The sequence below is a fragment of the Olleya sp. HaHaR_3_96 genome (assembly GCF_019278545.1).
GTDB lineage: Bacteria > Bacteroidota > Bacteroidia > Flavobacteriales > Flavobacteriaceae > Olleya.
Window position 1 is genome coordinate 1,648,814 of record NZ_CP058987.1, and the last position, 12,920, is coordinate 1,661,733.

A 12,920-nucleotide genomic window follows, 5' to 3' on the forward strand; every position below is an offset into this window, starting at 1 on the left:
AAAAGTAGTAAGTATAAAGGCAAAAGAGAGAAGGTAAAAGGCTGAAGCTGTCAAGAAAAACTTTAAAAAATGATGCTTTCACTAATTAATAGATTTTCTGTAATGTCTAATCAGTATTTTCTAAAATAATTTTTTCTTAACACCGGTCCATCGCAAGTTTCTAATAAATTGACCTTCTTCAATGGATACTAGTTGTTCTGGTTTGTTTCTGGCAGCTTTTAGGTAACCAATAATATAATCTTTAAAGTATCTAAAGCTTTTCTTTTTTAAGCCCATTTTTAAGGCTGTTATAAGTGTAAGTGTAAAACCATAACGCATCTTATACATGGCTTCACCTTGTAGGTGTTTTGCGCCTTTATTATAGCTTGCACCTGTAGGTTTTAAATGTTTGACGTGTAATGTCTCGTCCAATACAATATCATACGTATTATATTTAGCTAATAACTCGTCAATAGTATCCCAACCCATCGCTCTTTTAAGTTGTCCAATAGCTTCAAAACAATCTTTACGGTACGCTTTAAGTGCACCTCTAATATGGTCCTTTCCTGTTATAGGCTCTAAAACCCAATCGTTATTTTTTTTAATATAACAATAGCCAGCAACCATCCCAATGGTTTTACTTTTATTAAAATGAAGCGCTAATGTTTCTAAATAATTTAAAGGAAAAATAAGATCGGCATCAAATTTACAAAGCACATCGTAATTGGTATTCAAAAGCTCATAGCCTTTGTAAAAGGCGTTGATTATTTTAGTTCCTGGTAAGTGTTTGTTTGATGACGTAACGTTAACTAAAGTGATACAATCATGTTGTTTCTGAAAGTCCTCTACAATCGTTTTTGTGTTATCTGTAGAGTTGTCATTAACCACCACAATTTGTTTAGGTGGTAACGTTTGGTCTACTAAAGACTGTAGCGTTAGTCCGATAGAAGATTCTTCGTTATGTGCTGGAATAATAATACTGAAATTCAAAATAGAAAATATTAGAATTTAAAGTTAGATGTATTTAAGCGCGTTCAGCATAAATAATGTAATATCTAGGGGTAAACCATCTTAAAATTGGTCTAATCCCTAGTTTTTTTGTTGGATTGGTCCATTTTTGTCGGTCTATAATTTTCCATCCCGTTTTTTCTAATAGCCAATCTAATTGCCAATCTTCAAACTCGTGATAATGTCTATCCCATGTATCCGTTTTGCTTCTGTAAGCGGAAGAAAACCATAATCTAAGGGGAACACTTATTACTAATTTGTCTGCTTTTATACTTTGTAAAACAGTAAAAGGATTTAGTAGGTGTTCAAAAATTTCAAAAGCAGTGACTACTGTCGCATCTGAGTTTTTTATAGCAGATGTATCAAAATCTAGGTCTTCACCTTTGGTATTCTCAACTACAAATGAGTGGTCCTTTAAAATTTTGGTAAACGGGTTTTCTACACCTAAATCTAACACCGTTTCAGATTTAGAAATATGTTTTTCTAAAAATTGATAGGTTAGTTTAAAGCGTTTATGCGGAAAGGTTTGTTCGTACACAAAAATAGATTTTCGTCTGAAACGGATTCAGATTTTTATTGTTTATAAACTATAGCATTAATATTCATACCTGCACCAACACTAGCAAAAAGGATAACATCCCCTTTGTTAATCTCCTGGTTTTCTAATTTACCATTTAAAATCAAATCGTATAAAGTAGGTACCGTTGCAACACTTGAATTACCAAGTGTACCAATACTCATAGGCATAATACCTTCAGGCATTTTCATGTTATGCAATTTGTATAATCGTTTTACGATAGCTTCATCCATTTTTTCGTTAGCTTGATGGATCAAAATCTTTTTAACATCTGTTATATCGTAACCACTTTTCTCTAAACATGATTTTAAAGCTAATGGTACGTTGGTTAGCGCAAATTCGTAAATTTTACGACCAAACATTTTAATATAACGACGTTGACTATCGGTTTCAGGTTTATTAGTTTCTCCGAAGAAAATATAATGTGCTTCGTCATAAGCAAAAGTGGCAGATTCGTGAGCCAAAATACCACCTTCTTCAGTAGTTTCTTCAACTATGACAGCGCCAGAACCATCACTATAAATCATAGAGTCACGGTCATGTGCATCAATCACTCTTGATAAGGTTTCGCTACCAATAACTAAACAACGTTTAGCTATGCCAGCTTTAATAAAAGCATTAGCTTGTATAACGCCTTCTATCCAACCTGGACAACCAAAAAGTAAATCGTAACCAACACATTTTGGGTTTTTAATTTTTAAAAGGTGTTTTACACGAGAAGCTAAACTTGGCACGGTATCACTTTGTTCCGAGTCTATTTTTACATCACCATAGTTATGTGCTACAATAATATAGTCTAAAGTTTCTTTGTCGATGTTTGCATTTGCAATAGCCTTTTCTGCTGCGAAAAATGCAATGTCAGAATTTGATAGTTCAGGTTTAACATAGCGCCTTTCTTCAATACCTGTTATCGCTTTAAACTTCTCTACGATAACCTCATTTGGGCTATTTATTTTAGAACCATCAGCATTTAAAAATTCGTGATTATAGAAATCTTCGTTTTTTTCTATAGTGCTTGGTATATAACTTCCTGTACCTGTAATCTTAATATTCATAAAAAAAGGATTGCCTTTAATTGTTTATCTGCTAAGATAAGCAGTAAAAATTAAAGGCAATTTTAATTGATTAATTATTTACGATGTTCAACGCTTAGTTTGCCTCTACATATGCTTCAATAGGCGCACAAGTACAAAATAAATTACGGTCTCCGTAAGCATCGTCAACACGACGTACTGAAGGCCAGAACTTGTTGTCTATCACGTAGTCAAGTGGATATGCTGCCTTTTCTCGAGAGTAAGGTAATAGCCATTCGTCACTAGTTAACATCGCTAAAGTGTGCGGTGCATTTTTTAACGGATTATTATCGTCATCCTTTGATGCGGCATCAATTTCTTTTCTAATAGAAATCATAGCATCACAAAAGCGATCCATTTCTGCTTTGCTTTCGCTTTCCGTTGGCTCAATCATCATCGTTCCTGCAACCGGAAAAGACACTGTTGGTGCATGAAAACCATAATCCATCAAACGTTTTGCAATATCTACAACTTCGATACCATTTGCTTTAAACGGACGACAGTCAATAATCATTTCGTGGGCTGCACGACCTTGCTCTCCAGAATACAACGTTTCATAAGCGCCTTGTAATCTGTGCTTGATGTAATTGGCATTTAAAATAGCAATTTCAGTTGATTTTTTTAAACCTTCTGTAGCTAACATTTTAATGTAACCATAAGAAATTAAGCATACTAAAGCTGATCCAAAAGGCGCAGCAGAAATAGCAGTAATAGCTTGATCTCCTCCCGTTTTGATTACTGGGTTACTTGGTAAAAATGGCACTAGTTGTTTAGCCACACATATTGGTCCAACACCAGGTCCACCACCACCGTGAGGTATAGCAAACGTTTTGTGTAAGTTTAAGTGACAAACATCTGCACCAATGTTACCTGGATTAGTTAAGCCTACTTGTGCATTCATGTTGGCTCCGTCCATGTAGACTTGACCACCATTATCGTGTATTATTTGTGTGATAATTTTAATTCCAGACTCATAAACACCATGTGTTGATGGATAGGTTACCATTAAGGCTGCTAAATTATCTTTATGTAATTCTGCTTTTTCACGTAAATCGTCAATATCGATATTACCGTTTTCATCTGCTTTAGTAACAACCACTTTCATTCCTGCCATGACTGCACTTGCAGGATTGGTTCCGTGAGCAGAACTTGGTATTAAACAGATGTTTCTGTGATGATCCTCTCTAGATTCGTGATACGCTCTAATAACCATTAATCCAGCATACTCACCTTGAGCACCAGAGTTTGGTTGTAAAGAGGTCCCCGCAAAACCTGTAATTTCCGTTAGTTGGTCTTCTAATGCTTTTAACATTTGTTGGTAACCTTCGGCTTGATCTATTGGCACAAATGGGTGAATACTTCCCCAGTTTGGATTACTTAATGGTAGCATTTCTGAGGCTGCATTAAGCTTCATTGTACAAGATCCAAGTGCAATCATAGAGTGATTTAATGCTAAATCTTTACGCTCTAATCCTTTGACGTAACGCATTAATTCTGTTTCAGAATGGTGCGTATTAAAAACGTCTAAAGTTAAAAATGACGTTTGACGTTGGATTGAATCTTGAATATTGTTTGCGTCAGTAAAACCATCTATTGTTACTGCCGGCTTTGTTTCCGCTTCAGCGAAAATTGAAATAATCTCGTTTAAATCGTTTACAGAAGTCGTTTCGTTTAGAGAAACAGTTACTGTAGTATCATTAGGGTAATAAAAATTAACCTCACGTTGTTCTGCAATTGTTTTTACTGCAGACGCATTAGCTTTAAGTTGGATGGTATCAAAAAAGGCAGTGTTTATTTGCTCGATTCCCATTTTAGTTAAGGCGTCGGCTAAAGTAGAGGTTGCATTATGTACTTTATTAGCTATAAACGTCAAACCTTTTGGACCATGATACACGGCGTACATACCAGCCATAACAGCTAATAATACTTGTGCAGTACAGATGTTAGAGGTTGCTTTGTCACGTTTAATGTGCTGCTCTCTAGTTTGTAAAGCCATACGTAAGGCTCTGTTACCATTAGCGTCTTTTGTAACACCAATAATACGACCAGGAATATCACGTTTGTAAGCTTCTTTAGTTGCAAAATAAGCGGCGTGTGGACCTCCGTAACCCATTGGGATACCAAAGCGTTGTGTAGTACCAACCACCACATCTGCACCAAATTTACCGGGTGCTTCTAATTTTACTAAACTTAAAATATCTGCAGCTACCGCTACTTTTATGTTATTAGCATTTGCTTTTTCGATAAAAGTTTTGATGTCTGTAATTTGACCATCTTTTCCTGGGTATTGTAAAATAGCTCCAAAAAAGTCAGAAGAAAAATCAAATGATGCTTCTGTACCAATAACTAGCTCAATTCCAATTGGAGTAGCTCTGGTTTGTAATAATGAAAGTGTTTGCGGTAAAATAGCATCACTTACAAAAAACTTGCAAATCCCTGCTTTTTTCTGGTCACGTGCTCTAACCGAGAATAATAAACTCATAGCTTCTGCAGCAGCAGTACTTTCGTCTAATAAAGAGGCGTTTGCTAATTCCATTCCTGTTAAATCAGTAATCATGGTTTGGAAGTTAAGCAATGCTTCTAAACGTCCTTGCGCAATTTCTGCTTGATAAGGCGTGTAAGCTGTATACCAACCCGGGTTTTCTAAAACGTTACGTTGTATAACGGCCGGTAGGATTGTAGGGTGATACCCTAATCCAATGTAGGTTTTATAAGTTTTGTTAAGTTTTGACAGGTTGTTAATATGATTTGAGTATTCATATTCTGTCATGGCTTCGTCTAATTGTAACTCTTTTTTAAGACGAATGTTTGCAGGAACGGTTTCAGAAATTAGTTGTTCTATTGAATCTGCATTAACTGTTTGAAGCATTAGTTTTTGATCATTTTCTCTAGGACCAATGTGACGTAATGCGAAAGCGTTTGTATTCATTTGTGTTGTGTTGTTAATGTCCTATTTTAAAGGACTGACAATAAATTATAGTTGCTTTTTTAATGATTGCAAAATTAACAAAATCTAATAGAAAGTTTTGTTAAAAATTGAAAGTTTTCAACTATTAGGCTCCTTTATTAACAGATTAATTATTTTTGCCTGATGAAGGCGTTAAAACAACTTTTAGATTTTTACATAAATAGCAGTGTCCATGTTGCTTTAGCGGTGTATGCATTAAGCTGGGTGACTCTTAAAAAGTTTGATGTCAATTATGATAGTAGTGTCTTGTGGTTTAATTTTTATGCTACGATTACTGGTTATAATTTTGTAAAGTATTTTGGGATTGCCAAGTGGCACCATAGAAGCTTGGCGAGTTGGTTGCGCGTCACACAAGTGTTTTCTTTAGGCTGCTTTATTTTAATGTGCTATTATGCCTTACAGTTAGCGGAGGAGTCGTTGATTTTGATTGCGATTTTTGGAGGTGTTACTTTTTTATATGCCATTCCTTTTTTACCAAAAAAATGGTATTTGGATACACAACAAAATCTAAGAGATATTAGTGGGTTAAAAGTATATGTTATTGCTTTGGTGTGGAGCGGGGTAACCGTTATTTTGCCACTAGTAAATAACCAAGTAGGTTTTAGTGAGGACGTTATCGTGTCTGTAATACAAATCTTTATATTTGTAATTGCCTTAATGTTACCTTTTGAAATTATAGACTTACGGTATGATAGCCTCAAATTAGCAACGATACCTCAGAAAATAGGAGTGAAGCGTACAAAACTATTAGGATTTGTATTGTTACTAGTCTTTTATGTTTCAGAATTTTTTAAAGACACTATTAAAACAGACTATTTGATAATACAATTAATAGTCTGTCTAGTGTTAGGTCTATTTATGCTATTTGCTAACCAAAACAGAACAAAATATTATACGTCCTTGTGGTTAGAAGCTTTGCCTGTTTTTTGGCTAGTGTTGATGCTTATTTAATTCTTTTTCAAAAGACGACTTAATGGTATCTTTTTCTGTAGAAGATAAGTTTTTTGATTTCACTTTTTCGATTAAAGCCGTAAGCTTACCGTTGGTTTCGGAATGCTGCCTACATACTTTACATATTAAAGTATGAAATTTAAACTTCACTTTTTCCCATATTGAAGCTTCGTGATATTGTGCTTTGTCACAAATGTGACCGGATTCCTCGCAAGAAATCATAAATTTATTCTTCATTTTTAAAACCAATTATTTTGTAAACAACTTGCCATAGATACTCGGGCTCTGTGTATTATAACCCATAGATTAGACGCAGTAATTTCTAATTCATTACAAATAGTTTCCGTTTCGTAATTTAAAATCGTTTTCATTTCAAATATTTGAGCTTGCTTTTTCGGTAATTTTGATAAGCAATTTTCAATTGCATCGGCTAACTCTGTATTTTCAATTTGGTCTTCAGCTGTTTTATCATAGGGATCTGCAACGCGTTCTTCTAACCAATCACCTTCAGTTTCGCTGTCACTATTATAGGACATTCTAACTTCTGCTTTTCCTTTGTTAGAGTTGATTTTACGATAATGGTCAATAACTTTTCTTTTTAAAATGGAAACTAACCACGTACGTTCGCTGGCTTCGCCTTTAAAATTTTTCATACTTTTTAGGCCAGCTAAAAATGTTTCAGAGACTAAATCTTGCGCGATAGCCCTATCATTTACACGTGTGATGGTGTAATTAAACAGGTAATCGCTGTATAAATCAATCCATTTATTGGGATCTATTTTGTGATTAGGCATATAATTAATTTTTCTTTTTCAGGCTAAAAATAGTAAAATTAGAATAAACCTTAAGTTTTATTTTTTTATTAAATCTTTTAATGCTGTTTTTATGTTTGTATACTTAAATGTAAATCCATGCTGAAGCAGTTTTTCAGGGAGTACATTTCTGCTTTTTGTAACTAATTCTGTTTCTGTACCTATAAAAAAGGCCCCTAATTTTAAAAGCCATAATGGATGAGATAATCCAAACGGTATTTTTAAGACATGTCTCAAATTTTGCATGAGTGTTTTGTTGTCTGTGGGTTGAGGGACACAAAGATTAAATATGCCTTCTAGATTGTTGTCCATTAAAAACTGAATAGCATTAGTAAAGTCAGTTTCATGTATCCAGCTTACTTTTTGATGTCCGGATGTTTGTTTACCTCCCAAACCAAATCGTGTCAGTTGTTTCAATGGGATTAAGGCGCCACCATTTTTACCGAATACAATGGAGGTGCGTAAGATTACTTTTTTTGTTTTCGGAGTTGTTATTGCGTTAAAAGTTTGTTCCCAGGATTTAGCAATGCTCATGGAAAAGTCATCACCTATTATTCCGTTTTTCTCGGTATTTGGTGTGTCTAATGATCCTTTATATATTGTTGCAGTGGAGGAATTAAACCAATATTTAGGTGGATTATCACATAAGTTGATAGCTAATCCAAGTAAATTGGTGGTGTCAATTCTTGAATTGTAAATTGCTTTTTTGTTTTTATCTGTATATCTACAGTCCACAGATTTTCCTGATAGATTTATTAATGCGTGTGCGTTTTCTAAATGCTTAGTCCAGTCACCAAGTTCTTTTCCGTCCCAGTGTATATCGTTTTTTGATTTTGGCTGTCTACTTAAAATCAAAACAGTATATTTTTTTTTTGTAAAATGCTTTTTTAAGGCTTGCCCTAAAAATCCAGTACCGCCAGCTATAATTATTGTTTTCATTATTTAATTTATTTAGTACAAGTTATAATGTAATACCCAAAACTTTTCATGTGCAGACCAGATAATAGAGCATAGAAAGACCCTAGTAAGTTGTGCAGACTTTCTTTTTTAAAACCTTTAAGTGTTATTAGGTTTTTTAGGAAGAAGCCCATAATGGTAAACGGAACATGTAATACAGAAGGGGCTACTCTAAGTGAAGCATCTTCTATTTTAATATTTGTAAAGCCGACAGATTGAAGCTTTTTAACCATGTTGTTTTTGGTTTCTAGCTTTTCTAAACTCCAATGACTACATAGTTTGTGATACGCGTATTTTCCACCATAACACAATTCTGTTTCTTCTTTTTTTAAGAAAGCATCAGCAATAACTAATTTGCCATCTGGTTTTAAGATTCGGTATGTTTCTTTAAGCGCCGTTCTACTGTGACCAGAATGACAGAAACTTTCTATGGCTAAAGCAGAATCAAAACTGTTAGTTTTAAACGAGGTGTTATTATAGTTTTCTTTAAGGATTGTTCCTTTTAAGCCTTTTAATAATGTATTGCCTTGTTTAACTTGAAAGTTAGATAGTGTGACACCAATAGCGGTCAGATTTTTATGTTTTCGAATAGCATATCGCATGGAGCCTCCCATACCGCAACCTAAATCTATTAAAGTTGCTTTTTTGTTGGTGTAATTAAAGCGACTGATTACTTGGTTGGTCATTTGGTTTAACATCTCATCTCTTTTAAAAGGGTTTGTTTTAAAAGGAATGTAGTAACCAAAATGCATATTAAAATCTTTACTCCAAAATTCATAGTCTTCTGTTGCTTCGTTATAAAAGTCAACCATTTCTATTTTGTTTTGTTCTGACTGATCCAGTTGTGCTGAGAGTATTGTTTTCATAAGTCTTACGTTTTAATTAATGGCATATGTTTAAAATGAGTAACCAAGTATATATAATTGCGAATGTCACAAATAAGGTGTTCATAAAGTAACTTCCTATTTTGAAAATAGTTTTTTGCGGGATGTCGTACATAGGGTAGTAAGCAATTTGCGTGGCTACTTTACCAACCCAATAGGCAGCAATTAGTCCTGTTAATGTGATTGCTAAGTGTGTTCCGTTTTTTAAATCTGTAGGTATTAGAATTGCTATTAATCCAAAAGAGAAATTTAAACCTTGGATATAACGCCCATAAGTTTTAGCAATTTCTTGATTTAAAGGTTTTAGTTGTTTAACATCATTATACCAATCAAAAACGTTATGACGGATATAAGGATAGATAAGAGCAGTGAATATTTGGCCACAGCCTCCTAAGATTATTAACCAATTTGGAATTTGAATTGTCATGATTTTGAGATATTATAAGTTATGTATAAATGAAAACAAGCTAAGTAGTATTGTAATTAAGACAGACCAATAATTGACTTGATATAAGTTTTTCTTTATTTAATAGTTAAACGCTTGTACTACCAGGTAATGCACAAACACTAAGTATAAGCCAATACACATTGGGATTATGAAAAGAAATAAATAGTTGTAGTCATTTAGCGTTAATAGGTTTGCAAATAAGACATAAGCTGTAAACCAGAGCGCTATTTGTATCCAATAGTAACTTAATAATTGTTGTAACCCTTTTGAGTAGTGGGCTGATTTAGTTTTGAGATATATGGCTATAATGAGTTGTATTATGCCTAAAGCAAACTGAGCAAGAGCGCCATATATTGGTGCTGCTAAAAATAGTAAAATGACGAATAAATAGGTGACTAGGTTAAATATGAATGTGTTTCTCATAATTATAGTTTTTATGAAACTTTCAGAAATTATTGAAAGTTAATAGTAAATTTTTTTATTTGAAAAGTTTAAGTAAAGATTTTGTAATCCAGTTTTGTTTTTGATTTACCAATTTATTTATCATCACGTCCATAGTTTCTGTTAATTCGTGAAGTGCTTTAGTTTGTTTAATTAATTCTTTAGTTTTTGCTGTTCCATCATCTGTAATACTAGACACATCGTTTAACACTTTTACTACAGGTTTGATTTCTCTTCTGCTGCGTTCTACTGCAATAATTCTTGCTAATTCTTGTACGTCTTTTTCAGTAGTAAAAAACTCTTTACGCTCTCCAGCAACTAATGTTTTGGTAACAATACCCCAATCCATTAATTGTCTTAGATTCATACTTGTATTTCCTCTAGAGATTTTTAAATCCTCCATGATCTCCTCCATAGATAATGGTTTAGTGGATATAAAAAGAAGCGCTTGTATTTGTGCCATAGCCTTGTTTATTCCCCATAAAGAACCTAAACTTCCCCAAGTACTAATAAATTTATCTTTTGCTTCTTGATATTCCATGACACAAAGATATAGTTTATTTTTAAACTTTCAGTAATTATTGAAAGTTTAATTTATTTAAATAAAAAAACCATTCCTAATTTAATTAAGAATGGCTTGATTTATTATGTTTAAATATGGATTATTTAATCAGTCCAGCACGTTTTAATAACGCTTCAGGTTTTGGCTCTTGACCTCTAAAACGTTTGTATAATACCATTGGGTTTTCTGTACCGCCTTGAGACAACACGTTGTCCTTGAATTTTTTTGCTACATCTTTGTTAAAAATACCTTTTTCCTTAAAGTAGTCAAAGGCATCTGCATCTAAAACTTCTGCCCATTTGTAGCTATAATACCCAGAAGAGTAGCCGCCTTGAAAGATGTGTGCAAAAGCAGTGCTCATACAGTTTTCTTTTACGTCAGGATATAAGTTAGTGTCTTCAAACGTTTTGTATTCGTGTGTTTTTACATCTGTAATATCCGATGGATTTATACCATGCCAGCTCATGTCTAAAAGACCAAAACTTAACTGTCTTAAGGTTTGCATGCCTTCTTGGAACGTCGCACTCTCTTTAATTTTTGCAACTAAATCCATAGGTATCACTTCACCAGTTTCGTAGTGTTTAGCAAATAACTCTAGTGCTTCTTTCTCATAACACCAGTTTTCTAACACTTGACTTGGTAACTCTACAAAATCCCAAAACACACTTGTTCCAGATAAACTTGGGTAAGTAGTATTTGCAAGCATACCATGTAATCCATGACCAAACTCATGAAACAAAGTAGTCACTTCATTAAATGTTAGTAAGGATGGTTTGCTTTTGGTCGGTTTCGTAAAATTACAGACATTAGAGATGTGTGGTCTTTCATTAATACCATCTTTAATAAATTGAGGCTTGTAAGAGGTCATCCATGCGCCATTTCGTTTTCCTGCTCTAGGGAAAAAATCAGCGTAGAATATTGAGACTAATGCATCGTTTTCATCTAAAACTTCATAGGTCATAACATCTTCATGATACTTATCTATGTTGTCAATTTTTTTAAATTGAAGTCCAAATAATTTGTTAGCCACTTGAAAGGCACCATCAATAACATTCTCTAATTTAAAGTAAGGTTTAAGTTGCTCGTCATCTAAATTAAATAATTTTTGTTTTAATTTTTCAGAGTAGTAAGCTGAATCCCATTTTTCTAATTGATCAATAGTATCAAGTTCTTTTGCGAAATTTTCTAATTCGGCAAACTCACGTTCAGCAGCAGGCTTAGCTTTTACTAATAAGTCCTGTAAAAACGTGTTTACTTTTTCTGGAGTTTCTGCCATGCGCTCTTCTAATACAAAGTGCGAATGCGTTTGATATCCTAATAGGTTAGCACGTTCAAAACGTAATCTTGCAATATCTAATACGTTGTTTTGATTGTCTAAAGCATCATTTTTAAAACCTTTAGCTCCAGACGCTTTTGCTAATTTTTCACGTAAATCTCTGCGATCAGCATACGTCATAAAAGGGATGTAGCTGGGGTAGTCTAATGTAATTAACCAACCGTCTTTGTCTTTGCTCTCTGCTAATTGTTTGGCAGCCTCTTTAGCACCTTCAGGTAAACCAGAGACTTCCTCTTCTTTGGTTAATAGCATTTCAAAAGCATTAGTCTCAGCTAATAAGTTTTCTCCAAACTTTAATTTAAGACTAGCTAATTGTTTGTCAATAGCTCTTAATTTTAATTTTTTGTCTTCAGATAAGTTTGCACCGTTTCTGGAAAAACTTTTGTATTTTTTATCTAATAATGTGCTTTGTTCTGTTGTTAAATCTAAACTATCTTTAGTATCATACACAGCTTTAACTTTAGTAAATAAGTCTTGATTTAATGTAATGTCATTTCCAAACTCTGTTAGAATAGGAGAGATGTCCTGCGCGATTTTCTGAATCTCGTCATTTGTTTCAGCCGAGTTTAAATTAAAGAATATACTCGTGACACGATCTAGTTGTTGTCCAGAAAATTCTAATGCTTCAATCGTGTTTTCAAACGTTGGTGCATTAGTATTATTAACTATGGTGTCAATATCTTGCTTAGCGTCTTCAATAAGTTTTAAAATAGAAGGTTTATAGTCTTCATTTTTTATAGATTGGAATGGTGCCGTGTTAAAATTGGTAGTAAAAGGTTTTAAAAGTATGTTCATTATAACGTTGTAGTATAAATGTTTTGTTAAAATTAATATTTTTCTTGCATATTAATTATATAAATGTCTATTTTCGCAAAGATTTTTTCCCGTGAGCTGGTTACTCACTTAAAAATTATTGATTAATAG

Annotated in this window: 13 protein-coding genes; 1 reads left to right on the forward strand and 12 read right to left on the reverse strand. The window is 33.5% G+C overall.

Annotation, left to right across the window (positions count from 1 at the left end; all coding sequences use genetic code 11):
- Window positions 1–120 precede the first annotated feature (120 nt).
- The 4 genes from H0I26_RS07115 to gcvP form a co-directional block, all read right to left on the reverse strand.
- Complete coding sequence (locus H0I26_RS07115) at window positions 121–969, reverse strand: glycosyltransferase (RefSeq protein WP_218701616.1); 849 nt, start codon at window positions 967–969, stop codon at window positions 121–123.
- Between the two features lie 34 nt (window positions 970–1,003).
- Window positions 1,004–1,525 (reverse strand): methyltransferase, encoded by a 522-nt coding sequence (locus H0I26_RS07120; RefSeq protein WP_218701617.1) that lies wholly within the window; start codon window positions 1,523–1,525, stop codon window positions 1,004–1,006.
- A gap of 35 nt (window positions 1,526–1,560) precedes the next feature.
- On the reverse strand, window positions 1,561–2,619 hold the full coding sequence (locus H0I26_RS07125) for a 3-oxoacyl-ACP synthase III family protein (protein WP_218701618.1): 1,059 nt from the start codon (window positions 2,617–2,619) through the stop codon (window positions 1,561–1,563).
- A gap of 94 nt (window positions 2,620–2,713) precedes the next feature.
- Complete coding sequence (gene gcvP, locus H0I26_RS07130; protein ID WP_218701619.1) at window positions 2,714–5,566, reverse strand: aminomethyl-transferring glycine dehydrogenase; 2,853 nt, start codon at window positions 5,564–5,566, stop codon at window positions 2,714–2,716.
- Between the two features lie 162 nt (window positions 5,567–5,728).
- On the opposite strand from gcvP, the gene H0I26_RS07135 reads away from it, so the two are divergent.
- Window positions 5,729–6,556 (forward strand): hypothetical protein, encoded by an 828-nt coding sequence (locus tag H0I26_RS07135; RefSeq protein ID WP_218701620.1) that lies wholly within the window; start codon window positions 5,729–5,731, stop codon window positions 6,554–6,556.
- Here the strand turns inward: H0I26_RS07135 and H0I26_RS07140 are convergent.
- The 8 genes from H0I26_RS07140 to H0I26_RS07175 form a co-directional block, all read right to left on the reverse strand.
- Window positions 6,536–6,793, reverse strand: coding sequence for a hypothetical protein (locus tag H0I26_RS07140; RefSeq protein ID WP_232735151.1), 258 nt, complete (start codon window positions 6,791–6,793; stop codon window positions 6,536–6,538). The two genes, H0I26_RS07135 and H0I26_RS07140, sit on opposite strands and share 21 nt — an antisense overlap.
- A gap of 2 nt (window positions 6,794–6,795) precedes the next feature.
- Complete coding sequence (locus H0I26_RS07145) at window positions 6,796–7,350, reverse strand: sigma-70 family RNA polymerase sigma factor (RefSeq protein ID WP_101017327.1); 555 nt, start codon at window positions 7,348–7,350, stop codon at window positions 6,796–6,798.
- Between the two features lie 57 nt (window positions 7,351–7,407).
- A complete protein-coding gene (locus H0I26_RS07150; RefSeq protein ID WP_218701621.1) occupies window positions 7,408–8,307 on the reverse strand; it encodes a TIGR01777 family oxidoreductase in 900 nt (299 codons plus the stop codon).
- An 8-nt stretch (window positions 8,308–8,315) separates the two neighbouring features.
- On the reverse strand, window positions 8,316–9,191 hold the full coding sequence (locus H0I26_RS07155; RefSeq protein ID WP_218701622.1) for a methyltransferase domain-containing protein: 876 nt from the start codon (window positions 9,189–9,191) through the stop codon (window positions 8,316–8,318).
- A gap of 16 nt (window positions 9,192–9,207) precedes the next feature.
- The gene (locus H0I26_RS07160) at window positions 9,208–9,636 is read right to left on the reverse strand and encodes a hypothetical protein (protein ID WP_218701623.1); all 429 of its coding nucleotides are present in this window, start codon (window positions 9,634–9,636) and stop codon (window positions 9,208–9,210) included.
- Between the two features lie 99 nt (window positions 9,637–9,735).
- Complete coding sequence (locus H0I26_RS07165; protein WP_218701624.1) at window positions 9,736–10,080, reverse strand: hypothetical protein; 345 nt, start codon at window positions 10,078–10,080, stop codon at window positions 9,736–9,738.
- Between the two features lie 55 nt (window positions 10,081–10,135).
- The gene (locus H0I26_RS07170) at window positions 10,136–10,639 is read right to left on the reverse strand and encodes a GbsR/MarR family transcriptional regulator (RefSeq protein WP_090837464.1); all 504 of its coding nucleotides are present in this window, start codon (window positions 10,637–10,639) and stop codon (window positions 10,136–10,138) included.
- Window positions 10,640–10,760: 121 nt separating this feature from the next.
- Entirely contained in the window at window positions 10,761–12,791 is a 2,031-nt protein-coding gene (locus H0I26_RS07175; protein ID WP_218701625.1) for a M3 family metallopeptidase, read from the reverse strand.
- Window positions 12,792–12,920: the final 129 nt, after the last annotated feature.

Excerpts from the sequence above, each read along its gene's own strand:
- H0I26_RS07125 (WP_218701618.1), bottom strand. The coding sequence starts at position 2,619 with ATGAATATTAAGATTACAGGTACAGGAAGTTATATACCAAGCACTATA.
- gcvP (WP_218701619.1), bottom strand. The coding sequence starts at position 5,566 with ATGAATACAAACGCTTTCGCATTACGTCACATTGGTCCTAGAGAAAAT.
- H0I26_RS07135 (WP_218701620.1), top strand. The coding sequence starts at position 5,729 with ATGAAGGCGTTAAAACAACTTTTAGATTTTTACATAAATAGCAGTGTC.
- H0I26_RS07140 (WP_232735151.1), bottom strand. The coding sequence starts at position 6,793 with ATGAAGAATAAATTTATGATTTCTTGCGAGGAATCCGGTCACATTTGT.
- H0I26_RS07145 (WP_101017327.1), bottom strand. The coding sequence starts at position 7,350 with ATGCCTAATCACAAAATAGATCCCAATAAATGGATTGATTTATACAGC.
- H0I26_RS07150 (WP_218701621.1), bottom strand. The coding sequence starts at position 8,307 with ATGAAAACAATAATTATAGCTGGCGGTACTGGATTTTTAGGGCAAGCC.
- H0I26_RS07155 (WP_218701622.1), bottom strand. The coding sequence starts at position 9,191 with ATGAAAACAATACTCTCAGCACAACTGGATCAGTCAGAACAAAACAAA.
- H0I26_RS07160 (WP_218701623.1), bottom strand. The coding sequence starts at position 9,636 with ATGACAATTCAAATTCCAAATTGGTTAATAATCTTAGGAGGCTGTGGC.
- H0I26_RS07165 (WP_218701624.1), bottom strand. The coding sequence starts at position 10,080 with ATGAGAAACACATTCATATTTAACCTAGTCACCTATTTATTCGTCATT.
- H0I26_RS07170 (WP_090837464.1), bottom strand. The coding sequence starts at position 10,639 with ATGGAATATCAAGAAGCAAAAGATAAATTTATTAGTACTTGGGGAAGT.
- H0I26_RS07175 (WP_218701625.1), bottom strand. The coding sequence starts at position 12,791 with ATGAACATACTTTTAAAACCTTTTACTACCAATTTTAACACGGCACCA.